This is a genomic window from Thalassotalea agariperforans, assembly GCF_053470345.1.
Map to the genome: position 1 here is coordinate 29,076 of NZ_JBQMWH010000017.1, position 25,028 is coordinate 54,103.

Annotated in this window: 18 protein-coding genes and 2 tRNA genes; 15 read left to right on the forward strand and 5 right to left on the reverse strand. The window is 37.4% G+C overall.

Annotated elements, in window-relative coordinates:
- Positions 1-15 precede the first annotated feature (15 nt).
- The 7 genes from ACSLUO_RS15965 (at position 16) to ACSLUO_RS15995 (ending at position 11,151) form a co-directional block, all read left to right on the forward strand.
- On the forward strand, positions 16-327 hold the full coding sequence (locus ACSLUO_RS15965) for a TraR/DksA family transcriptional regulator (protein ID WP_448250031.1): 312 nt from the start codon (positions 16-18) through the stop codon (positions 325-327).
- Between the two features lie 128 nt (positions 328-455).
- Positions 456-1,826 carry an oxygen-independent coproporphyrinogen III oxidase gene (hemN, locus tag ACSLUO_RS15970; protein ID WP_448250033.1) on the forward strand — a complete coding sequence of 457 codons (1,371 nt, stop codon included), beginning with the start codon at positions 456-458 and terminating at the stop codon, positions 1,824-1,826.
- A gap of 130 nt (positions 1,827-1,956) precedes the next feature.
- A tRNA-His gene (locus ACSLUO_RS15975) sits at positions 1,957-2,032 on the forward strand.
- A gap of 865 nt (positions 2,033-2,897) precedes the next feature.
- Complete coding sequence (locus tag ACSLUO_RS15980; protein ID WP_448250035.1) at positions 2,898-3,500, forward strand: RNA polymerase sigma factor; 603 nt, start codon at positions 2,898-2,900, stop codon at positions 3,498-3,500.
- Positions 3,497-4,663: a FecR family protein gene (locus ACSLUO_RS15985; protein WP_448250037.1), complete on the forward strand. Its 1,167-nt coding sequence runs from the start codon at positions 3,497-3,499 to the stop codon at positions 4,661-4,663. The genes ACSLUO_RS15980 and ACSLUO_RS15985 overlap by 4 nt, the downstream gene beginning before the upstream one ends.
- 105 nt (positions 4,664-4,768) lie before the next feature.
- Positions 4,769-8,053, forward strand: coding sequence for a TonB-dependent receptor (locus tag ACSLUO_RS15990; protein WP_448250039.1), 3,285 nt, complete (start codon positions 4,769-4,771; stop codon positions 8,051-8,053).
- A 398-nt stretch (positions 8,054-8,451) separates the two neighbouring features.
- Positions 8,452-11,151, forward strand: a complete 2,700-nt coding sequence (locus tag ACSLUO_RS15995) for a CHASE domain-containing hybrid sensor histidine kinase/response regulator family protein (RefSeq protein ID WP_448250041.1) — start codon at positions 8,452-8,454, stop codon at positions 11,149-11,151.
- On the opposite strand, the gene ACSLUO_RS16000 is transcribed toward ACSLUO_RS15995, so the two are convergent.
- The 3 genes from ACSLUO_RS16000 to ACSLUO_RS16010 all read right to left on the reverse strand — a co-directional run bounded on the left by ACSLUO_RS16000 (position 11,148) and on the right by ACSLUO_RS16010 (position 14,371).
- Positions 11,148-11,795 carry a TVP38/TMEM64 family protein gene (locus ACSLUO_RS16000; protein WP_448250042.1) on the reverse strand — a complete coding sequence of 216 codons (648 nt, stop codon included), beginning with the start codon at positions 11,793-11,795 and terminating at the stop codon, positions 11,148-11,150. The genes ACSLUO_RS15995 and ACSLUO_RS16000 overlap by 4 nt on opposite strands.
- Positions 11,796-11,821: 26 nt before the next feature.
- A complete protein-coding gene (locus ACSLUO_RS16005) occupies positions 11,822-13,621 on the reverse strand; it encodes a PQQ-dependent sugar dehydrogenase family protein (protein WP_448250044.1) in 1,800 nt (599 codons plus the stop codon).
- A 99-nt stretch (positions 13,622-13,720) separates the two neighbouring features.
- Entirely contained in the window at positions 13,721-14,371 is a 651-nt protein-coding gene (locus ACSLUO_RS16010; RefSeq protein WP_448250045.1) for a single-stranded DNA-binding protein, read from the reverse strand.
- 127 nt (positions 14,372-14,498) lie between these two features.
- Between ACSLUO_RS16010 and ACSLUO_RS16015 the strand changes: the two genes are divergently transcribed.
- The 3 genes from ACSLUO_RS16015 to ACSLUO_RS16025 all read left to right on the forward strand — a co-directional run bounded on the left by ACSLUO_RS16015 (position 14,499) and on the right by ACSLUO_RS16025 (position 17,117).
- Complete coding sequence (locus ACSLUO_RS16015) at positions 14,499-14,915, forward strand: hypothetical protein (RefSeq protein ID WP_448250047.1); 417 nt, start codon at positions 14,499-14,501, stop codon at positions 14,913-14,915.
- 200 nt (positions 14,916-15,115) lie between these two features.
- The gene (locus tag ACSLUO_RS16020) at positions 15,116-16,255 is read left to right on the forward strand and encodes a methyl-accepting chemotaxis protein (RefSeq protein WP_448250049.1); all 1,140 of its coding nucleotides are present in this window, start codon (positions 15,116-15,118) and stop codon (positions 16,253-16,255) included.
- Between the two features lie 22 nt (positions 16,256-16,277).
- Positions 16,278-17,117 (forward strand): nitrate- and nitrite sensing domain-containing protein, encoded by an 840-nt coding sequence (locus tag ACSLUO_RS16025; protein WP_448250051.1) that lies wholly within the window; start codon positions 16,278-16,280, stop codon positions 17,115-17,117.
- A gap of 19 nt (positions 17,118-17,136) precedes the next feature.
- On the opposite strand, the gene ACSLUO_RS16030 is transcribed toward ACSLUO_RS16025, so the two are convergent.
- Positions 17,137-17,213: transfer RNA gene (locus tag ACSLUO_RS16030), tRNA-Arg, on the reverse strand.
- 614 nt (positions 17,214-17,827) lie between these two features.
- Here ACSLUO_RS16030 and ACSLUO_RS16035 point away from each other — a divergent pair.
- From ACSLUO_RS16035 to ACSLUO_RS16055, 5 genes are all read left to right on the forward strand, one after another.
- Complete coding sequence (locus ACSLUO_RS16035) at positions 17,828-18,397, forward strand: gluconate 2-dehydrogenase subunit 3 family protein (RefSeq protein WP_448250053.1); 570 nt, start codon at positions 17,828-17,830, stop codon at positions 18,395-18,397.
- Positions 18,397-20,136 carry a GMC oxidoreductase gene (locus tag ACSLUO_RS16040; protein ID WP_448250055.1) on the forward strand — a complete coding sequence of 580 codons (1,740 nt, stop codon included), beginning with the start codon at positions 18,397-18,399 and terminating at the stop codon, positions 20,134-20,136. The genes ACSLUO_RS16035 and ACSLUO_RS16040 overlap by 1 nt, the downstream gene beginning before the upstream one ends.
- Positions 20,136-21,074 carry a TIM barrel protein gene (locus ACSLUO_RS16045; RefSeq protein WP_448250057.1) on the forward strand — a complete coding sequence of 313 codons (939 nt, stop codon included), beginning with the start codon at positions 20,136-20,138 and terminating at the stop codon, positions 21,072-21,074. Before ACSLUO_RS16040 ends, ACSLUO_RS16045 begins: the two co-directional genes overlap by 1 nt.
- Positions 21,075-21,383: 309 nt before the next feature.
- The gene (locus ACSLUO_RS16050) at positions 21,384-21,950 is read left to right on the forward strand and encodes a sigma-70 family RNA polymerase sigma factor (RefSeq protein ID WP_448250059.1); all 567 of its coding nucleotides are present in this window, start codon (positions 21,384-21,386) and stop codon (positions 21,948-21,950) included.
- Positions 21,947-23,611 (forward strand): LamG-like jellyroll fold domain-containing protein, encoded by a 1,665-nt coding sequence (locus ACSLUO_RS16055; protein WP_448250061.1) that lies wholly within the window; start codon positions 21,947-21,949, stop codon positions 23,609-23,611. The genes ACSLUO_RS16050 and ACSLUO_RS16055 overlap by 4 nt, the downstream gene beginning before the upstream one ends.
- A gap of 12 nt (positions 23,612-23,623) precedes the next feature.
- On the opposite strand, the gene ACSLUO_RS16060 is transcribed toward ACSLUO_RS16055, so the two are convergent.
- Positions 23,624-24,706 (reverse strand): substrate-binding domain-containing protein, encoded by a 1,083-nt coding sequence (locus ACSLUO_RS16060; RefSeq protein WP_448250062.1) that lies wholly within the window; start codon positions 24,704-24,706, stop codon positions 23,624-23,626.
- Between the last annotated feature and the right edge of the window lie 322 nt (positions 24,707-25,028).

A 25,028-nucleotide genomic window follows, 5' to 3' on the forward strand; every position in this document is an offset into this window, starting at 1 on the left:
ATACAGAGGTGCAAGATGTTAAACGAACTTAAAGCACAATTTACTGAACGTATTATCGCTTTACAACAGCGTATCGACGCTATTCATCATGATTTTGCTAAAGGTCATTCTAGTGATTGGACAGAGCAAGCTGGTGAACGTGAAAATGATGAAGTACTCAATGCGCTTGAGTCAGAAGCCAAAATAGAAATACAGCAATTATCAAATGCCATCAGCCGGATTGAAAATGGTAATTATGGTATTTGCTTAGCTTGTGGTGATGAAATTGCCAAGCAGCGCTTGATTGCGCAGCCTGCAGCGACAAAATGCATTCAATGTGCAGAATAAATAGCCTTTAAAAGTAACTTAGTTAAATTACTGAGCTAGTAGAGCTAAATTAAGGTTTGTTGCGCCTGATCAATATTCATTTATTGAAACAATCTTATACTCCTAGATTCTTAATCTTAGGAGTTATTATGCAGGTTCAGCAGTTATTTAATCCCAAACTATTAAACAAGTATAATACTAGCGGACCGCGTTATACCTCATACCCAACGGCGCTAGAATTTGACGATAATTTTCAGCAAGCGCAATTACTCAGCGCGATTGAACAGTCAAACAACCAAACCTTGTCGTTATATATTCACATTCCTTTTTGTCACAGTCTTTGTTATTACTGCGGCTGTAATAAAGTAGTGACTCGTCATCGTGGCAAAGCAGATATTTACCTCGATCACTTAATTGAAGAAATTAATCAACGTGCGCCGTTGTTTCAGCATTATCAAATAAAACAATTACACCTTGGTGGTGGCACACCCAGTTTTTTAACCGAGCAACAATTGTCTCGTTTAATGGCAACATTAAAACAAGCTTTTGATTTTACCTATGTTGACGAAATTAGCATTGAAATTGACCCGCGTGAAATTGAATTATCCTTGATTGATCACTTAGCTAGCTTAGGTTTTAACCGCTTAAGCATTGGTGTGCAAGATACCGACTTAAAAGTACAAGAAGCGATTAACCGAGTGCAATCAACACCATTTATTAGTGAGTTGGTTAGCCATGCAAAACAGGCCGGTTTTAATTCCATTAATGTTGATTTAATTTATGGCTTACCTCATCAAACACAACAAACTTTTGCTAAAACTTTAGCCGATGTACAAGCAATGGCGGTTGATCGTGTTTCATTATTTAGTTACGCCCATTTACCGAGTCGATTTGCTGCACAACGCAAATTACGAGATGAATGGTTGCCAACTAGCCAAGAAAAGTTTGCCTTAATGCAGCAAGCGATCACCACATTATGTAACAATGGCTATGATTTCATTGGTATGGATCACTTTGCTAAACCTGATGATGAATTATCAATTGCACAAAAGAATGGTGTTTTGCATAGAAATTTTCAAGGTTATACCACTAAAGGTGATTGTGACTTGTTAGGTTTAGGCGTTTCATCGATTAGCGCTATTGGCAATAGCTTTAGCCAAAATACCAAAGATTTAAAACAGTATTATCAGCAAATAGAAGCAAGCGGACAAGCCATGGAACAAGGCATTAGTTTATCAAACGATGACCTTATTCGGGGCGATGTTATTCGTGCTTTAATGTGTAATTTATTTGTTGATAAACAGGTGATTAGTCAAAGGTATCAAATTAACTTTGATGACTATTTTCACGCAGAATTGTTATCATTAGATACCTTTATTAAGGATGATTTAGTGACCACATCTGAACATTGGATTGCCGTTTCGCCAAAAGCTCGCTTACTGATCCGTAATATTGCCATGAGCTTCGACGCTTATTTGAAAAAGCATCTTAATCAGCAGCGTTTTTCACGGGTGATTTAAAAATAATTTGTGAATAATAATAATTTGTAAAATATTACTAAAATTTTTAAAAGTGGCTTGCCAAAGCGTTATTTACTCAGTAGAATCCGCGCATTGTTCAAGCCTTTGAACATTTTAGTAAACCTCAGTGGTGGCTATAGCTCAGTTGGTAGAGCCCCGGATTGTGATTCCGGTTGTCGTGGGTTCAAGTCCCATTAGCCACCCCATATTTCTGTTTATCTTATTTCGTTGTATTTTAATTTAGATTATCTCAACCACGAACCGTCATCACGATGTGATTCCGCTGTTTCTGGGTAAGCGTGAGTTCAAGTGTTATTAGCCACCCCATCTTTCTGTTTATCTTATTTCTTCGTATTTTAATTTCGATTATCTTAACCACGAACCGTCATCACGATGTGATTCCGCTATTTCTGGGTAAGCGTGAGTTCAAGTGCCATTAGTCACCCCATCTTCTTAATTTTCTTATTTCTTTGTATTTTAATCTGGATTATCTCAACCACGAACCGTCATCACGATGTGATTCCGCTGTTTCTGGGTAGGCGTGGGTTCAAGTCTCATTAGCCACCCCATCTTTCTGTTCATCTAATTTCGTTGTATTTTAATTTCGATTATCTCAACCACGAACCGTCATCACAATGTGATTCCGCTATTTCTGGGTAAGCGTGAGTTCAAGTGCTATTAGCACCCCATCTTTCTGTTTATCTTATTTCTTCGTATTTTAATTTTGATTATCTCAACCACGAACCGTCATCACGATGTGATTCCGCTGTTTCTGGGTAAGAGTGAATTCAAGTGCTATTAGCCACCTGAAATAGCTCAGTTAATATTTGATAATGTCTTTAAAATTCATAGTGATATCAAAGCTTTATGACTATCCAGTTTTGTTTGTAAAAATTAAAGTGAAAATATTATAGTAGTTTTCACTGGTTGATGCGTCTATAGAGTAGAACCTCAATAAAAATAAAAGGCTCTACTCTACAGCTATCAATTAAACCGAATGTGTTTTATGGTGACGTAGCAATAATTTTGTACAGAGGTAGCCCTTACTCTTGAGGTGTTATTGGAGACATTGTGAATTTTAAAAAAAATAATAATAAGCAAACAGCTAATGAAGAAAACGCGAAAGGTAATCTCTTTAGTGTTTTTAGTCGATTTGAATCGTCATTAAAATATTTTATTTCTGGTTATGTTATCAATCCTCAGGATGTTGATGATGTCTGCCAAGAAACTTTTTTACGGACCTATAAATCATCACTTGAAAAAGAAGTGCAATCGCCCAAATCCTTTATGTTTAGAGTAGCGAAAAATTTAATTTTTTCTAACTTTCGACGGGCGTCTACGCAGTTAAATGAATATGTTGAAGATATTAATATTGTTGATTCGACGATAGATTTAGATAATTTAGAAAACAACGTATTAGCCCAAGAAAAGCTTGGCGTGATGTGTGAAGCTATTGCGGCTTTACCTAATAAATGTCGACAAGTGGTTATTATGCGTAAAGTGTATGGACTATCGACTAAGGATATTGCGGCAAGAATGAATATTAGTCCAAGTACAGCAAGCAATTACATAACCCGAGGAATGTGCGCTTATAACGACGCTATCGCTCAATATAATGATGAAAACTATAATGAAAAAGAAAATATCCCTGTTAAAAAAAGAGGGGCTATATGAACAAAACCATTAAAGGTTTTACGAATAAAACCATTATCAATCAAGAGGCTGCCGAGTGGGTTTTGCTGCTTGAAGATACACCGAAGCTTTCTCAAAAACAGATAGAAGAGCTAAATGCCTGGGTCTCAACGAGTGATGTTCATCGCGAATGTCTTGAGTCGATGGTGAAATCATGGGGAGAGATGGATTTATTATCTAGGGTAATGCTGCCGTTAGAAATGAAAAAACCGTCTTTTATTTCTGTTTTATTTGCAGGCTTACTTTTTCCTTTTTGTGCTTTATATCACTGGTTTTTAGCTTGTCTACGACCGGGTAAAAAAATGTTTAATACTGTGCTTATTCCTTCATTGTCATTCAGTGGGGTACTCGCGGTTGTTATCTTTACTTTGATACCTTTAGATAACAGCAATGATTTAGTTTTTCACACTAAAATGGGCGAGCATAAAAGTTATACCATGGCGGACGGTTCAATTTTATGGTTAAACAGTAGTACAACTATTCATGTGGATTATACGGAGACCTTTCGCCGCATAAAACTTATTCAAGGTGAAGCTCATTTTGAAGTTGCCAAAGACGCGACCAGACCTTTTGAGGTTTATGCGAATGATCGGCTTGTGCGCGCAATCGGCACAGCTTTTTCTGTTCATAAATTAAAAGATACTATTCAAGTAATTGTGAGTGAAGGTACGGTTGAGCTAGCGGTTATTGATGAGACCTTAGTTGTGATCCCTGATGATTTTAACAAGGCAAATGTGCAAAAAGCTCTGGATTCAGCTCCAAACAAAACAGCGACACCGCCGACAAATATTAAACAGGTACTAGGCAGACTAAGTGCTGGGCAAAGCATTAGTATTCCTATAGAAAATGAAAATATAAGCGATGTTGTTGAACTGGATAATAGTGAAATTACCCGCTCTCTTTCTTGGAAAGAAGGAAAGTTAGTTTTTGCGGGGGAATCATTAGAAGATGTTATTCAAGAAATAACTCGCCATACTAATGTTAAAATAGATGTTTTAGATCCTCAATTAAAGTCCATGCGCATTGGCGGACAATTTCAATTAGGCGAAACCGATACCTTATTCTATGTTCTGGAGTCTGGTTTTGGCATCACCGTTAACAAAGTAGACGAACTTCATGTTCAGCTACTGTTAAAAGAAAAATAAATGCACTTTATGAATAGTAGATTTATATTATTCACACGTCTTATTAATTGGCAGGTTAATAAGGCGTTTATAGTTATTAGTTTATTAAGTCTCCTTTTGTTGGCAATGGAAGTAGCAGCAAAAGAAGAAGCTCGGATCGACAGAAAATATGAATTTAATATTCCTGTTCAATCGTTAAGCCTCTCGCTCAATAAGCTATCTGATATCGCTAAGGTTTCATTTCTATTCCCTTATGACCTAGTCAAAAATAAAAAAGGAAGCTCCGTAAAAGGTCAATATAGCTTGCAACAAGCACTGACTATATTGTTAAAAAATACCAACCTTGAAGGAGAACTTTCTCAAAACAGAGCTTTTTTAATAAAGCCTTTAATAAAAGATTTGGGAACAGAACGAATGAAATATCAAAAAACACTTCTTGCCGCGACAATATCTTCATTGATATTTTCTTCTGCTAGTAATGCTGAAGAAGCGGTTGAAAAAACAAATACCTCAACAACAAAGGAAGTCGAAGTTATTCAGGTTCGAGGAATACTCGGTAGTTTGAAAGCCGCCTCACTGATCAAACGTACTGATGGTCGGATCATGGATGCGATTGTTGCAGAAGATATTGGCAAGTTACCTGATAATAATATTGCTGAAGCGCTACAGCGTATCTCAGGGGTCTCAATTAACACTGACTTTGGTGTTGGCAGCAGTGTTTCTATTCGAGGCCTATCGCAAAACCGTGTGGAATTAAATGGTCGCTCTACCGTTGGAGATTCACGAGATGGTATCAGCATGGAAGACTTTCCATCAAGTTTTCTAAAATCTGTGGCTGTGATTAAATCACCAACCGCGGATATGATTGAGGGTGCGCTAGGCGGTACTGTCAGTATGGAAACTGTGCGTCCCTTAGACCTAAAAGAAATGACAGCCGCAGTCTCATTAGATGGCGAATATTCAGATAAAACTGAAAACTGGGCTCCTATATTTAATGGCTCTATAGGTGATAATTGGGATTTAGGGGAAGCAGGTAACTTCGGCGCTATGTTCCTATTGTCATATCAAGACCGTAAAATACGTCAAGATGAGTTTTCAAACCGCGTTAAAATTGTGCAAGAAGACGCAGGCGGGGCAGGCGGCATTGGTGAAGGTAACACACCAAGTGGCGGCTATGTTTTTAGAGATCAAAATCGATTAGAGCAATTTGTTGAAGATCGTGAACGCACCGCTTATAACCTTCAACTACAATGGGCACCGGCATCTGGCGACGGCAGTTTTTATTTAGATCTGGCACAAACAAAACGAGAAGGGGCCCAGTCGGGTAACTCAATTCTTGAAGTTGGTGGTAATAGAGTTTACAACGCTAACACCACGCAAGATAAATATGGCCAACTAAATAATCACACCCTGACTGATACTTTTGCTATTCCTAAAACATGGAGTGACTTTCGGACAACAGACTCTTTTACTCATGCATTAGGCGGTGAATGGTATATTACCGATAATGTTAAAATATCTGGTGAATTATCGATAGCGTCATCAGAAAGCTACAATCCCGATTCTGAATTCAACCTGCGACCAGTGAATAAAACCAACTGGAATGAGTGGGCAGATCAATATGATCCAGCCACAAGCGGGACATACGACAATGATTGTCGAGTTAACTTTGATTGTCGCCACACTTCAGACGTAACATTGTTTCAAACGGGTGATAGCATTCCTTCAATTATTTATTCAGATCCGCAAGTCTATTTAAATCCTGAAAATTTAGCGGTTCGCGCTTTTTGGTTTGAAGGTAAAACAACGAAAAATGATGAAGAAGCGGTTCGTTTTGATGTTGAAATTGTTGAGCCACTTGGCTTAGGCTGGCTTTCTTCATTAGAGTTTGGTGTACGGGCGACTAAACGAGATTATCAATTTGACGAACAAACCTTTAGATTCAATGATATTTACAGTAATGCTTATACAGATCAAGGGACAGATAACGAAAAACCTGCCACGTTTTGGATCGATGATTTTGAAGCATTATTCCCTGGCTCTATAACAACGGTCAGCCATCCTAACTCTTTTGACCAAACAGGTTTGCATGGCCAAAATGACTTATTAACATACCGTACTTACCGGGGTGACCTATTAGCCAATCCAGAAGCGACCTTCGATCGAGTAAATCAATTACTTGCTGGCACTAATTTAGCCGTGAGCGGTGGTTTGCATGATAATACTCAGCGTATTGATAACTCATTCCGTGATATTACCGAAGATACAGCCGCGCTTTATGTTTCTGCGAACATAGACTTTGATGAACTCACCGGTATTATTGGCGCACGTTATGTCACCACTGATCTTAGCTCTGGTTATATCTCAGACGGTGCTTTTGTGGCTGATAAAAATGATTACAGTGACTTGCTACCGAGTATCAACCTTAATTACTCATTTTCGGATGAAACTCAAGTACGCTTTGCTGCTGCTAAAGTAATGCGCAGAGCCGACTTTAATGACTTAAGCCCATCACTATTGGTCGACCCGTTTAATGTATCTGCGACATCAGGTTCAGCGACGTTAAATCCGCATCGGGCAACACAATATGACCTGTCTATAGAGCATTACTATGGTGAAAGTAATGTTGTCTCGTTTGCTGTATTTTATAAAGACATCGAATCATTTTTATCTAAAACCGCTAACTGTGTGGCCAGTGAAGGTACGGCAAACCAAAACGTGACGGAATGGCAAAATATTTGTCATCTTGAAACGGCTGGCGTAGATAATGATAACCTAGTTTTATACACAAGCTCACAATTTAGTGATGCTGCTGATCCAGAAGCCGCGGGTGAAAACGCAGTTGCCGCACAGCGAAATCTAGGCCTTACCGGGATTAATACCGCGAAAACAACCAATGGTGAAAACGGCTCAATTACCGGTTTCGAAGCTTCAATTCAGCAAAACTTAGATTTTTTACCTGGTTTAGGTTTCAGTGCTAACTGGACATACGCTGATAGTGAACAGCCTAACGGTAGCACCTTGCTTGATGTCTCTAAAAATACATTTAATGGGCAAATTTATTGGGAAAGTGACGAATTTCAAGTTCGCTTAGCCTATAACTATCGTTCTCGTTACCTAGCCACGGAAGATGAAAGACTGATAGAAACAATTGGTGCTTTAGCGCTTGATAGCTCTACCGATGATGAAAGCGACCCGCTCTTTGATCCAACGTCAGGGAACAATTATCGTGAAAATAGAGGTCAATTTGATATTTCAGCAAGTTGGGATGTTAATGAAAACATCACGTTAGTCACTAACATGACTAACCTAACGGGCGAACCTTCTCATTTTTCAACCGAGCTAGGTAGTTTGTGGAAATATACTGAAGCCGATCGTCGCTTAATGATGGGAGTACGTGCTAAATTTTAATGTCTAGAGCATTTCATGATTAGCCGAGCAAAGCCTATTGAAAAATAGGCTTTTTTCTTTATGTGCTCCAGCCCTTATATGCCGCGTTCTTGATTTTTACAATCTACGAGAATCTTAAACCGACAGCCGGATTGTGATTCCGTTGTTTCGGATTAAGCGTGGGTTCAAGTCCCATTAGCTAACCACTCTGTTTTATGGAATAAACTCTTCAATAATTTCTGATTTAAGCTTAATCTCTTGCCGGCATTATCTATTTGTTATCTATCAAGATAATTTTTTCTTTTTAGTTCTGCCTTCTAGTTCAATTAGGCTAATATATAGTTAAGTGGCTGTTGATTGATTTTTGTTGTTACGAAAATTAATTTTTTGAAATAAAACCAAAACGTGGGAATTTCTATTTGAAAGGGATATTTTTAATAATAGTTAGCTTTTGCTTACATTATGTTTTGGTGCAATTTGGTAGTTTATTTACCATTCCATCAGGCTTTGCTAGCGTTATTTGGCCAGTAACCGGTGTCATGTTAGGGCTATATTTAGTTTATGGCCGAGCGGTGTTAGTTGGAGCCTTTTTATCGGCCTTGTTGGTTTTTCAGCAAGAGCAGTTAACGGCTAGTTTATCTTTATTTCAATATTTAGTCTTATCGTGTGTAGGTATTCTGCAGTTAGTGATCAGCAAGTGGTTACTTGAACGATGTTGTGATTTACCTTTAAAAACCTATATACCAATGGAAATTATTAAATCTTTGGTATTAATTGGCCCTGTTGCGGTGTTAATTTCGTTTGTGTTCGCTATTCCTGCTCTGGGTTATGCATTCGTTAATAATATTGAAATGTTAAGTTATATGTGGGTGGTGAAATGGCTGGGTGAGTCTTTAAGTATTGTTTTTATTACACCGATATTTTTATTCGTTACTAACAACATTTATATTAAAAAAGCACCAACTTCACTATCAGCTATACTTACAAGCCTTACTTCTTTAGCGTTAGTTAGCCTGATTTACCTTTTTTTAAATCAGCAAAGTTTTGAAGAACAAGAACGTAAGTTTGTGAAAGCAACTCAACCATTTATTCAGCAATTTAACGTTTTTCAAAGCCAAATAAAAACACAGTTAAAATCGTTAGATGGCTTATTTCAGGCCAGTGATCACGTTTCAAGAGATGAATTTAAAAGATTTACCGATGCTATTAATAGCGCTAACTTTAATGTGAGGGCATTGGCTTGGGTACCGTTAATTACGGCAGAAGAACGTGTCGAATTTGAACAAGGTTTGTCAGCAGAGTTATCAACAGATATAAAAATTAAAAGCTTAACAGAACAAGGTTTTGTGACTACCTCTGAACAAGCACAATATGCACCTATTACATATATTGAACCGTTAGCCGTTAATAAATCAGCCTTGGGGCTCGACCTTTTTACACATCCTGTTGTGAAATATACCGTTGAAAAAGCAATAACCAATAAAGATTTTGTTATTTCACCGTTATTAACCCTGGCACAACAGCGTAATAAATTTACCGGCGCTATTGTTTATTATCCGGTTTATAAAAGCACCGGAAATGCTGAACAACACACTTTACTTGGCTTGGTTGAAGTGGTGATTGAAGTTGATGTGCTATTTACTGGGCTTTATCAGCAAGTTTCAACAACTGAATTTAGTTATCAGATTGAGTATGGCGATAACAATGTTTATCAACATGCTGATTTTCATCCAGATAGTATCTTTAACCGTAGTGTAGAGGTGGATGTTTTTGACAAAAAAGGCAAGTTGTTATTTACCAGTACCCCCGCTTTTGAATTAGGGCTAATTAATTATCTTAATTTAATTATTGTGGTAATTAGCTGCATGATTGGTGTGATTTGCGTCATGTTTATCTTTTTTATATTGCGCTTTAATACATCGCTTAGTAAAAAGGTTAATGAAAGTACTCAGTTATTAACGCAAAAAAATGAAGCTTTAGTATTAGCTAATCAGGCTAAAAGCTTATTTTTAGCGAATATTAGCCATGAATACCGAACACCACTTAATGCCATTATTGGCTTTACTGAAATAGCACAACGTGAAATTTCGGACCCGCAAGCGGTGTCGTATTTTAAGCAAATACAGCACTCATCTAATATTCTGCTTGCTATTGTTAATGACGTTTTAGATACCTCAAAAATACAGGCGGGTGAGCTAACGCTTGATTGCCAACCGTTTCAGCCGACAGAAATTACATCAATTGTACTTGATATTCTAAGTGAAAAAATTAGTGAAAAAGGGTTAACGGTTAAGAAAAATTTCACGCCAGCTTTTCAGCGTTGGGTTAACGGTGACGATACACGTTTTCAGCAAATAATGATTAATTTACTTAACAATGCCGTCAAGTTTACAGAACATGGCAGTATTAGTATTTTTGGTGACTGCCATGATGTTGATGATAATAAACGAAAACTTATTGTGGAAATTACCGATACGGGCATTGGGATTGAAGAAAGCGCGCAACAGCGCTTATTTGAGCCTTTTGCTCAAGCTGAAAATTCTACGAGTAGAACTTATGGCGGTACAGGATTAGGTTTATCTATTGTTAAGCAGTTATGCTTATTAATGGACGGTAATATCAGCTTAACCAGTGAACTTGGTAAGGGCAGTACCTTTACCGTTGTTTTACATTTAGCTAAAGCCAATAAGCCGCTAGTGAATAACGATATTATTATGGCGAGTGATGCGGAAGTTGCCAATTTCAATAAAGCAGAAATTTTAGTTGTTGAAGATAATAAAATTAATCAGATGGTGGTGAATAAACAATTATCATCTTTTGGGGTTATTTGTCATTTTGCTGATGATGGCCAACAAGCGTTAACTTATCTTGAAAATAACCAACCTGATCTTATTTTGATGGATCTGCAAATGCCGGTAATGGATGGTTTTAGCGCCTCTGAGCAAATTAAACATAATGATAAAACCAAAGCCATACCGATTGTGATTTTGAGCGCTAGCGTAGTTAAAAAAGATCGAGAAAGAGCCGCTTTACTTGGTATTGAAGACTTTATTAACAAACCTTTTAAACAAGCCGATTTATTGCGAATATTACATAAATATTTATCAACAAACACTTAAATTGACGCGTGTTTTTCTCGTTTTGAATATAAGTAATAGCTAAGTAACAATGCCAAGATAAACAAGCTAATACTCGCTATTAAATGGCTGCTACTGTCTAATTTTATTCCGGCACCGGCTAATGAAAAAATAACCATTTGTGGAATAAAGCCCAAAAATGACCCTGCAATAAACGGCTTAGCATTGAGCTGACAAGCACCGGCAATAAGGTTAGTTAGAAAGTTACTGCCAAGCGGCAAAATGCGAATAATAATAGCCTTATAAAATAACTGTTCACTTAAGAAGTTATAAATAGCGTGTTGTTGCATGGTAAAATATTGCTTAACTAATTTTTCTAAATATTTGTTCGCAAAACTAAAGGTTAACCAGCAGCCTAAAGTAGTAGCAAGAGTTGCTATCATCACGCCAAAAATAAAATCAAAACAATAACCACAAATAAAAGAGCCAATTTGTCTGGGTAGGCCAATACTGGTTAATAGAGTGATAATAAAAAATAACAAAATAGCACCATGAATACCTGTCGGTAGATAATGGCTTAACAGTTGCTGAAATTCAGGGTTATTGAATAATAACTGACTAGGGAGCGCGATAATTAATAGAATAATTATCGCGATTAATGTCAGGATCAGGTTTGATTTAAACACTTAGTTAGCATTAACGGTTATGTATATTAATAGTTATTTCTATCACATACTTCGCTGTGGTGTGGGTTTATTTTTTCACTGATGCTCCAGCACCATAACGTAATTATGTTTAAACATTCTTGGTAATCAATACGTGTGTACCTTTGATTGCCACGACGGGCATATAAACAAATTTGATATTTTTGATTATTTTTATCCGTTAATTCAACAATGATCACACGGGCTTTGTTATCAACCATTTTTAAACGGTGCTCTAAAGCAAACTTTCGATGCATCTCAGATTTTTCAACGTTATTAAAAACATTCACTTCTTGATGATCAATAAAATTAACGACTTGATTATTTAATATTATAGCACTGCTTGTGATGTCGGTTAGTGCTAGCGTGACGTTGGCAACTTTTTGATGGCGTTTAAATAAATTAATCCGTTGGCCTTGGTGGGAAAGTTCAAAGCGCGCATATAATTTTCGAACAAGTGCTTTTTCGCGATCATAGGTTTTAATTTTTTTAACGGTAAAAATACCTAACGCCATTATGAAAAAAACAGCTAACCAAAGGTAAATTTGTTGGTAAGTTGCTTCAGAAATTTCAGTTCGGCTGGAAGTTTCTTCACTACTTGCATCTTTATTTTGGTTTTCAGAAATACTATTAACTTGGCTGATAATACCGTCGGTGGTATTTAATAATATCAGCTCAAAATCACTATTAGTCATTAACCCTAACTTAGCATGAGGGTCACGGTTTTGAATATTGGTTAACATCACTTCATCAACAGCTTTGTTGGCGGCAACGGTTAAACTTGTTAATTTCCATTGCTCACCGGTAAAACTTACTGTGATAAGCTTATATAATAAATCAGAGAGCTTTCTGCCTTCGTACCACACCACTTGTTGAGTACCGTTTATCGTGTCACTTTGCCACAAAGGTTTGATATTCTCTTTACGTAAATCATCGCCATTATCAATTAATGACAATGTTGTTTTTTGTTCTTGCTCAGCAAGGAAAAACCATTGTTGATTGTTCTTCTTCTGCCATAAAATTTTTGTGATGTTTTTAGCGCCAAGGGCAATGATTTCGTTAGCAATGTCGGCATCGTTATTAAAGGCGTTACTTTCTGGCACAGTGTAGTTACGCAAGCCAAATTTATCAGGGTGAATACGTAATATAGCCCCAGAATACAGAGGCATTTGTTGGTGTTCTGCTGCACTATTTAGAGTAATAAACAATGCGCCAAAGTCATCTTGCCAAGGTTTTAAGTAAGGATTGAACGAAAGCTGTTGAATAAAGGTAGCTTTTGCCGGCGAAGCAATACGAATAATTTCACGTTTACTGGTGGTATCTGTTTGTTTACCGTCATTGAGCAGTTGCCATTCGTTAACCACTAAATCATAGTTGCTGTTCTCAAGAGGTGTTTTTGGCAAGCGAATTAAGCGTTTTTTATCATCAAAAACTTCTTGGTGAGCAGTATAAAAAACATGATAACCAGGTAAATCTTTTAAGGCGAAATTAGGATGTAAAGTTAAACTGGTTAATTGAATGTTGCCTACGTTAAGCGCTTTCGTAATATCGAGCAGTTCAGTTTCAGCTGTTTTTCCTTTAATTATTTCTGTGATTTTCCCTTGTTTAGAAAACACATAAAAATGATTTTGTTTACTTGGGTGTGGAACAATTTGTTGCCAATTAAATTGGGTATTTTCTATTTTGTTAAAGGTGACTAAATGCTCTAAATCTATCGCATGGCTCAGGCTACTGATGAACAACATAGCAATAGCACTGACCTTAACAATGAGGTTAAAAAAAGAAGATAAAGATTTAGTAATTAACATGGCTGAAAACAGTCCTTCGTGATGAAAGCGATCCTGTGCATAGTATGCATAAGAGCGCGGTTTAGTACAATCTTTGCTAATGAAAAGATTAACTTGGCATTAATTTGCCAATAAAACAGTTTGTTTGGCTTCAATAAATTGTGATTTTTCAGCATTGTTTAAATAACTGAGCTTACCTTCAATCACCATTTGGCTGCCAACTTTGGCATGGTCTGTTAAATATTGTGCTTGTTTACCCCAAACATGGAAAGGCCGCTGAACAATAAACTCTTGTAGTTTATTCGAAATAGGTGAAATTATCTGATGTTTTATCATCAAAATGCCTTCTCCTAATTGTTTATCATGTTCGGTGGTCATTAATTTGATTGGTGCACTCAACTCTCCACTCACTTGCACAAGGTTGATAGATTGCGCATAACCTTTGGAAAACACTTGGGCAAAATTGGCGTGAATAATTTCACGATTGGTTTTTTTACTATTTAATAAATAACCATGTACCAGCATAACATCGCCTTTTTCTGCGTATAACAAGGCTTGGTCAACAATATCTCCAATCACTTTAATGGTATGAAAACTGGTCCATTCTTTATATTGCTGACTTGCGGTGTCAAACCAGCGAGTATGAGTAGCGAGTTTAACTTCTGCCATCGCGACAACGGGATTAGCCAAATAACGAATTTCGGGTTTATTGACTAAATTACCTAATAAAGTCACTTTACAGAGGTGGTGCTTGCTTAACGATGCTGACATAGTCGTTCTTTACATTCTATTGAGATGCATAATGTACGCAAAGGGCTGTAAGTAATCAAGAATGTTGAAAAATTCTTAGTTACTGGCATGATGTCCATCATTATTTTTATTGAGTGTTAAAAGTATCATGGAAAGTTTTTCAGCAGAGTGGCAAGTATTACAAAATCAATACGATAGTTATGAAAAATATAGCTTAGTAATAAAGTTATTAGCGGCTATATTTTTGTTTTGTGGCTTAGCTTACCAGCTACCAAGTATCTATAGCGCAGTATTAATTGCGGTTTTATGGTTACAAGATGCTATTTGGAAAACCTTCCAAGCACGTATTGAAGCACGTTTATATGTAGTAGAAGCGCAATTAGCGGCAATTAAACATGGGGATGCTGTGCATGAATTAGCTTTTCAGTTTAATCGAAACTTTTTAGCGCAGCGCCCGAGTAGTATTGGCTTAGTAAAAGAATATTTATTACAAGCGCTTAGACCAACAATTGCTTACCCTTATCTATTGTTGCTGCCAATGGCGTTGCTCTTACCACTTGTTTAGTTAATAGCTAGATGTTTTGCACTTAGCTGATGCAGACGTCAAAAAAGCTGCTCACCAAAATAAGGCAATATTGTCAACCTTCCCCAAGTTGGCGCAAAATATTTGTTTGTGTTTACATATTTCTCTTTTAAAACAATGAACTGTCTATTGGTTCGTATTTTGCTCAGGATCTATCGTTATTGTTTTGAAAGGATCGCGTTGTGTTTATTATTTTTTCGCCCATTTATCTATTGATCAAAAATATCGGGTTTAAAGGGGTATTTTGGTTAACGTTATTTTGCGGTATTAGCCTTGCTGTCGGTCATTTTTATTTATCTGCAGTGCAGTTATTACCTGTGAGTATTAGTTTTTTTTACGTATTTTTAGGCGTTGCTTGTGTTGCAAATCAGCAACTACAGCAACTTAAAAAGGTACTTGAAACAATAAATACTAAGGACTTTGATCACCGTGATATTCATTTTAATAGTTTGATGAATTCACAATTTATTGAGCAATTAATCCGTTCTTATCGTGAGCTAGGGCGTGTGAATATTCAACATGAAGAGCGCAATAAAGAGGTGGAATATTCAGCTATTCAAGTGATCGAAACCTCATCAAAAGTAAAAGAAAACGTACAATCACAATCTGATGCAACAAATTCTACGGCGGCGGCGATCACGGAAATGAGTCAGTCATTAATTGAAGTGAACAATGAAATTAGCAATACCCATCAATCATCCTGCCAAGCTTCTGATATTGCACATCAAGGTAAAGCAACGCTGGTATCGTTAAACCAAGCGGTAATGGAAGTGAATCAACGCGCGCAATCAACTCAACAACGCATGGTGTCACTTAATGAGCTAGTGGTAAATGTTGAAAAAATTACCGAGTCGATTCAACAAATATCACAACAAACCAACTTATTAGCCTTGAATGCCTCTATTGAAGCGGCGCGTGCAGGCCAATTTGGCCGAGGTTTTGCGGTTGTTGCTGAGGAAGTTAGAGCCTTAGCTGAGCGAACAAATAACTCAACAGGTCATATTGTCGCCAATATTAATGAGGTACTTAAAGAAAGTGGTGAGATTGTCAGTACCATGACTGAAGTGGTCGCTCAAACAGATGTGTGTATCGATAAAGTGAGTGAAGTTGATAAAGCCTTTTCTGACATTGAAGCGGCGACTGAACAAGTAAAATTACAAATGGAAATAGTAAGTAGTGTCTCAACTCAACAAGCGGTAGCAACCAATGAAATTTCTGAACATATTGCAAGAGTTGTGTTAGGTGCACAAGCGAATGCTGAAGTTGCGGTGCAATCCGAGTCAGTTGCGAATCATCTACGCAAATTAACACAAGCTCATTAACGGTATTTCTAAGGAGAGTAACATGGAAATTATAATGATCACCTGTATCGTAGTGTTTGTGATTGCAAGTATCTTTGCTATCAAGCAGAAAAAACGCAGCAACAAAAAAAACATTCAACAGCAAGGTCTGGTTTATGTTGGTCAAATTAAACAATTAATTACTTATGTGCAGCAACATCGTGGCTTAATGTCAGCTTGGTTGAATGGTGACACCAGCGTGCAAACAAAATTAGCTCAATTAAAGCAAAAAATATTACAGCTTAATAAAGAGTTATCAACATCACCGGTCAGTCAAAATGAACGTTTAGCAGGATTTAATGATCACTGGCAACGTTTATTACAGTTAAATAATAAACCTTCAGTGGCAAACAGTTTTGAGCAACATACTATGATGATCCGCAATCTTGCTTATTTATTAGAAGATACAGCAGAAAGCAGCTATTTAACCTCTGATCATTTAAGTGAGTTTCCTCGTGTTGGTTTTGTTTGGCGTGAATTGGTATTAGCCACTGAAAATATTGGTCAATCGCGTGCATTAGGTACTGGTGTTGCTGCTCAGCACTTTTGTTCTAGTGTTGATAAAATTAGGCTTAATTTTTTAACTCAAACCATGGCTGACACCGTTGAAAATACTTTGCAGCAGCTTTCCTCATTACCACATGAGCAAAGTACACATAAGGTTTTGATCAGCTCGGCAACTAATCAAATGAATCAACTGATCAAGACCATTTCAGATGAATTGGTTAACGCGAAGAAAGTATTAGTAAATAGTAGCGATTATTTCGATTTGGCAACCAATACCATGCAGCAAATGAACGCTATTTTTGACCACCAGGTTAAGCAACTTCACACTTCATTATAACAGGAGACGTTAGAGAAATTGGCGCACCATGCAGGAGTCGAACCTGCGGCCTTGCCCTCCGGAGGGGCACGCTCTATCCAGCTGAGCTAATGGTGCGTAATTAATTGATCGGTATTTTTATGAAAAACGGGTAGCAACATCAGTATATATTAAAAATATATTATTGAGTTAAGCCATTTAACAATACCGGCGAGGATTGTATTAAAAGAATCGCGCGAATACTAGCGCAGAATGTTTATCTGATGCGTAATATGCCTCTTTTTTTTATATCGAGGTAATATTACGGTTTATTGGTCATATCCAAAACAAACTTTCCTGCCATTTTGACCAAAAAATATTCCCTGCTGAAATCACCTTTATTTATGACTTATCTAAGACAAATTTATCTCTCAGTATAAATTAACAGCCACTACAATCATTGGTGATAATAATATTGGTTTACGTAAATTTTTTTCGTGTTTTTTGTTTTGGTCGTTTTTCAGTTGAGCAAGTAGCCCTTATTTAGTGTTGAAAACAAGCAAAATAAAAATAATTGACTCAATGGGGTATCAATTTAGCCTAAATTTTGTCTTTTCCTCGTATCAATTGTTAATTTCAGCAAGAGCGCTCATTTTTTAACGTCTTTATGATCTCAAAAAAACAGTTGGTTGTGATGGGGTAGCAATTTAAAACAAATCGTAATTTTTATGTTTTATATAGGATATAAGTGCATGCTTGATATTAAAATTAGCCGACGGGTGTTTATTGGTGCAGCCATGTTTACCGTTTCAGCGCCTTTATTAGCAACGGTTTTAAATAATAAAACACAGCTATATAAAGTGCTTAATGACGGCCAATATTTTAATGCCGCAGACATGACGTTATTAACCGATATCGCGGAGATCATGATCCCGAAAACCGAAACGCCGGGGGCTAAAGACGCGCACGTAATACCTATTTTAGACGCTTTAATGCTCACTTGGGCGAGCACAAAAACCAAGCAGCAATATCAAGCATGTCTTGCTCAAATAAAGAAAATTGCGATAGCTACTTACCAAGATGAATATATGCATCTGTCTTTACCGCAGCGCACTGAATTAATTACCGCATTAGATAAACGCGCTTTTGCAAACTCCAAAACAGCCTTATCCGTGAATTACCGAAAATTAAAAGAGATGATATTTCATATCTATTATAGCTCTGAGGAAGCAAACCCTGATTTTGTTTTAATACCGGGTGGTTATCGAGGTTGCATCACTAAAGCAGAGCTTGAAAGCATTCAGGCAAGGGGATATTTATAATGACAAATAACACCAAACTACAAGATGAATTATATGATGTTATCGTCGTCGGCTCAGGTATTACTGGTGGTTGGGCCGCAAAAGAGTTTTGTGAAAAAGGTTTTAAAACCCTAGTGATTGAACGCGGTCGACACTTAGACCATCCAAGTAAAGAATACACGGATATGCAAGCACCGTGGCAACTGAAAAACCGAGGTTTAGCGTCTGAAATTTACGATGAACAAGGTCGTTATCAGATGCTAAAAAAGAAAAAAGGCAGATTAAAAACTGACTCAATACAATTTTTTGTTGATGAAAAAGAACACCCTTATTCCTACCCTGAAGAACGTCCGTTTATGTGGACACGTGGTTATCAGTTAGGTGGCCGTTCATTAACTTGGGGCAGACAAGTATTACGTTGGGGGCCAAAAGACTTTCAATCTAATGAAAAAGATGGTCATGGCGTACCCTGGCCAATAGGTTATGAAGATTTAGCCCCTTGGTATGATTATGTTGAGCGTTTTATTGGCGTGGCGGGCAATAACGATGGCATAGCTGATTTACCCGATGGCGTTTTTCAAAAGCCATGGCAGATGAGTTGCGCAGAACAATTTATTGCGGACAATATGGCGAAAAAATTTAACGACAGACGTTTAATTATTGGCCGCTCAGCTAATTTAACTGAGCCAACAGAAGAACAAGCAAAACAAGGTAGAGGGCAGTGCCAAGCTCGTAGCTACTGTGCCAGAGGCTGTAGTTTTGGCGCTTATTTTAGTTCGTTATCGGCGACACTGCCTGTTGCCAGAAATACCGGTAATTTAACCATAATAACCGATGCTATCGCTTCTACTGTTGATTACGATGAAGCAACGGGTAAAGCATCAGGCGTTACTATTATTGATGCTAATACCAAAGAAAAACGCCGTTATAACGCTCGCGTGGTTTTCCTTTGCGCCTCGGCGCTTGGCAGTGTGCAAATTTTATTAAATTCAACTTCAAAAACATTCCCTAACGGCATTGCTAATTCAAGTGGCGTAGTGGGGCATTATATTATGGATCATTTCACTGGCGCGGTGGGCAAAGCAGAAGTACCAGGGCTTGAAGATAAGTACAGCTATGGCAGAAGACCTATCGGCACTTATATTCCTAGTTACCGACATTATCAACAAGAAGACTTAGGTTTTACGCGTGGTTTTGGTTTTCAAGCGTTTGCTGGCAGAGGAAAAACAGGTACCAGTGCTAAAACGATGGGCATTGGTGCTGAAGTTAAAGCAAAAGCTAATCAAGACAAACCTTGGCATTTTACCGCAGCCATGTACGGCGAAATGCTGCCCTATTATGAGAATGCTGCCAGTTTACACCCAACTAAAAAAGACAAATGGGGCATGCCACAATTACATATAGATGCTGAATTTAAAGACAATGAACGAAAAATGAGTGCACAAGCTGCGATTGATATTAAAGAAATACTCGAAGCGGGGGGTTGTACCAATATCAAAATTATTAAGGCATTAGATAATAATCATCGACAAATGGTTGGTGCTAGAACGCATGAAATGGGCGGCGCTTGTATGGGGAAAGATCCAAAAACATCGGTATTGAATAAATGGGCACAAACCCATGATGTTAAAAATTTATTCGTCACTGATGGCGCTGCTATGTCTTCTTGTGCGACACAAAATCCGTCACTAACTTATATGGCGATAACAGCACGAGCAGCCGATTATGCCGTAAAATTAATGAATGAAGGAAAACTATAATGGATAGACGTCGATTTCTAACAAGTACAACAATTGGTGCAACAGGTTTGGGGCTTTCTGCTTGTACTGGTATTTCATCACGTGCTCAGGGCGATAATAATAGTGATGGCATTATGCCATTAGCTGAACGGCAACAATGGTTAAAACCCTTTGCGTGTAATATTGAACAATGGTTTAGACCGATGCCTTTTCTTGATCGTATCAATGCTGCTAAAGCGTTAGGTTTTAGTGCGGTAGAAATGTGGGATCCTAATCAAGAAAAACGAGGGAAAACACCAGAATTAATTGCCCAAAGAGCAAAAGAACAAGGCATTAAAATAACCAGCTATTCGCCGAATGCGCCTGATCTTGCCGAACCTAAAAATGAAAAGAAAATTATGCAATGGTTAGACGTAGCCATTGCCTCAGGTAAAGCGTTGAATGTGTCTAACTTTAATTTGACAGGTCACAAATTAATTAACGGCTTAACAGAAGCACAAATGGTTAAAAACTACACTCAAATGTTGAAAAAAATCGCCCCGCGTTTAGAGGCTGAAAACATGGTAGCAACGGTTGAACCTTATAACCCATTTAATCACCCAGGACATTTTGTTTACGGTAACGAGCCTTTGTTAACGATATGCCGAGAAGTTAATTCACCTAGTATCAAAATAAATTGGGATTTTTTCCATATGCAGCGCACCAACGGTAATTTGATCACACATTTAGAAAATGGTTTTGATCAAGTAGCCTATATTCAATTTGCTGACTCACCTGGCAGAAATCAACCAGGAACAGGGGAGGTTTATTATGGTCATGTGTTTACTCGCTTGCGAGAATTAGGCTATCAAGGCTATATTGGCGCAGAGTTTTTTCCAAAAGATAAAGATGCATTAACCGCGGCATCAGTGATTGCTAACTTAGCTAAAAGTATTAATTTATCTAACCCAACGAGTTAAACCATGGCGTTAATTGTTAACGGCCTTTTTGTTAAATTAAGGTCGTTAATCTAAAATATTTAGCAATGTCATCACGGTAATAATGAGTTATGTTTTTGATAACATAGTAGCTAAAAGCGCCAACCGCTTATCTTTTATAATTTCTTATTGATTAAAATCTCCGTTCTTATTGAGCAAATTTGACCGATTTGTTGTACCTAATGGTTTAATATGAATTTTTTGAGTGTTATATTTAAACGCTGATCAACATTTCAATAATCGATAATAAGGCAACATATTTAGCGCATAGCTCAATATAAGATAATAATAGTGGCAACAAATAATCCGTCAACAACACATAACACAACTGCTCTTGAGTCAAAGTCTGAGCTGTTTGTGAGTTTATTTGAAGCGGATCGTAAGCGGCTTTATGCTTATATTTTTGCTTATGTGATGGATCGAGCCGCAGCGGATGATATTTTTCAAGAAACCAGTATGACACTGTGGCGAGAATTTGAAACTTTTGAGTTAAACACTAATTTTTCGAAATGGGCAAACGGTATCGCTTTCAATAGAGTTCGGGTATATCGCCGTAATAACAAACATTTAGTTTTAGGGTTAAGCGACGAGTTAATGGATGCTATTGACAATGTTACTTCTAAAGATGAGCATTTAACGAGCAATAGTCATCGTTGGGATGTTTTACAAGACTGCCGAGCTCAATTGCGAGTAGAAGAACAACAAATATATGATTCTTTTTACGTAAAAAACCTAAAAGCACAAGCTGTGGCAGATGAAACAGGTCGCTCTATTTTTGCTATTCGTAAAGTGGTTCATAAACTAAGAAAAAAACTATTTGATTGTGTTGATCGAAAAAAGGGTGAGGAATTGCTTTGAGCCGGACTGATAAGTTTAAAGAAATCTGTGATATTGCTGATAGCATTTGTGATGAAAATGTTACGCCAGAGCAAGTACACCGGCTTGAAACGTTATTAGCAGATAATGAAGAGGCGCAACGTTTTTATTCTGAATATATTGGTATGCATGTTCATATGGCGTCTTCAATTGAGCCTAATATGGAAGTGATCCGTCGTCGTATGCAAGTGGAAGAAGTAATTGTTCGTCCGGTGGGTAGCGGCCAAGAGCAGCAGAATACTATTCCTGAATTCCCTCAAGTAACACCGAGCTTTTCAACTCAAGACCCTACAATTGCAGCATTGCCTAATACTGAGCAGAAAAACAAAGCGATTACGCCGTTATTATGGGGAGTACTTTTTGTTTGTTTAGTCCTTGTGATTAGTTTGATTTTTTTGCTCAATCGCTCACCTAATGATCATATTGCCGAGTTAATTAGCGGCCGACTAAGTTCACAGAATGTTGGGCAAGTACAGTCAGGTTATTTAGATGTTGGAGAGTATACCGCTGAAAAAATGAGTATATTAAAGTTGTTTGCTGATGAGCAAGTTGAGTTAGCTAAGCATGCAAAATTAACTTTGGTTAACCGTACTGAAATTGAACTTCATCAGGGCTCACTCAGCATTAAAGAAGCGCAGGGCACGAATCTTAAAATAAAGGGGCCAAATTTTATGCTGTATTCTGAGGGGGCTGAATTGACTGTTAATCTTGATCATGTCAAAGCTGAAGTAACCTCAGGCAAAGACACGATATTAATGCCAAAGCGCTGGCGGCCTAAACATTATTGGTCGTTTGATAGTAATAGTGATCGTGCTTTAGATTTAGCCGGTAATGCCCATGGCGTGGTAGAAAAAGGCGCCAAACGGGTTCAAGGATTGTTAGGCAATGGCGCTTTTGAATTTGATAATGGTATTAATGCTCGATTAAATGTTGGTAGTGGCGGCGGAACGGCTCCTGCTACCGGTAGTTTTGCGGTTGTTGATGGTGTAACAATTGAAGCGCTGATCAAGCCTGAATATTCCGGAAAACTGGGTGAGCTTGACGAAATATTTAGAAAAGATCAAACCGACCAAAGTTTACGTATGCTGTTGAGTTTTCAACACGATAAAGGTAAATACTATTTAAAACCGGAAGGCGATGTAGCTGAAAGTTTAAGTTTTGGCCTTTATTTAGTGGGTCAAGGCTACAACGAATTGAAACTGCCACTTGATGGTAAAAATGGTCGGCCAAGCCTTGCACAATTGAAAGATGGTAAGGCACATCATGTGGTGGCTACCTATAATGTTAGTAGTGGTTTAAAAGCTATTTTTATTGATGGCAAGATGCATGCTCACTATCAATACCCAGCGGGTTCGAAAATGTTAAGTGGCGGCTCTGGCATGGCAAATATTGGTAACTCGCCTAATGCATTGTCGCACCCAGGAGAAGCTTATCACGGTGTTATTGATGAAGTGGCTTTTTATGACTTTGCGTTACCTGAATTTATGATTGAACAACATTATCGCTATATTCAGCAAGGGTTAAACTATTTTGGTGTAAAACCTAATGCTAATAATTTACCGGATATTTTAGCGTTACCATTACCTAACTATCAAACCTTTATTATTGATCCTTTAACCGGGTTGCCCGCCGCAATAAAATAACCGATACGGTATTTACTGCTTTGGTAAAATTAAAGATAAATCAAAATTATAAGAGGTAAGTGCAGGGTTATATACTTTAGAAAATGGTTTGATGTTAATGTTCGACCAAGGTTCTGACTGCAAAAAAGGTGTTAATTGCTCAATGTTTTCTCGGGTCGCTTTAACATAAGGTGTCGAAAATAAAGTGGCTTCAAGGGTAGGTGCAATTTTGTAACCGTGTTCATGATCATGAATTAATATTAAAGCCCACATTGCACTTAAATGATTTCCTCCCATGCTAAAAGCAATGTTACCTGCTTTTATTTGATTAAAAATAGCGTTATTCCAGCCTAAATTAGCTACAAGCGGTTTTGGGTAAGTATTAAATGCCATCTTATTAAGTTGCTCAGTAATACCTAAAGCAATGTCTGTATTAGCAGCCCAAATAACATCAAGTCGTTGGTGACGGAGGAATAATTTTCGGGTCATTTCTTGAGCGGTGTTTTTATTCCAATGGGCAAAAACGGTTTGAACCAACTTGGCATCCTGTACATTATCATAAGCACTTTGTAAGCCTAATAAAGTACTTTGTGCTGCTTTTGTGGCTTTATCTCCTGCTATTGCGATCATTTTTACGGGGTTGTTTGGTACAAGGTGTTTTCGGCGATTGATAAGCTCTGTCGCAATCCTTTGACCTGCGAGATATTCATTATTAACGACTTGGGCAATCCAATGAGAATAAAATTGTTGTGGATGACCAATGTTTTTTCTGTCGAAATCTAAAAAGCCAGAAGTTACATCAATACTTTTGATATTGTGTTTTTCGAACAAGTCTAAAATAATTTTTGGGTCGTTACGCCTTTGTGTCCAAATAACCCAATCAGGTTTTTCTGCAGATGTAACAACATGCTCAACTACATCAAAGTATTTTTCTTTTAAAATTTTGACGGGAATAATGGTTATATCTAGTCCTAATTGTTTGGCAATAGCAGGAAGTGGATCTGCGGTAGTTTCCCAATAACCAGTATGCCCAGGAGGAATATAAACGACTTTTATTGGCTTAGCAGATAGTGAAACAGAGTATAGTAGGAATAATAAAGTAGCCAATTTTGTCATAAAAAGCCTTAATTTTAGCAGCTTATTGATATTTGAATTTGTTATTAGCAAGTGCTTTATCAGCGGTGAAATATGCATTTCTAGTTTAAATGTACAATTTTAAGCATAGCGACTCAACTTAAATTTCTCCAGTTTTATTAGCGAGAGCAAAAGTCTATTTGTTATTTTTCAATGTGTTTATGTTTATTTAAAGTGGTTTTTGTCGTTGTGAAAAAAGACTAATTTCAGCATTTTGTTAGTGCTAGGTTGCTTTTATTAACTTGGTTAGTTGTTATCTCAAGTATCGATCGTTATCATTTGAAAATTATTTATCATATATTTA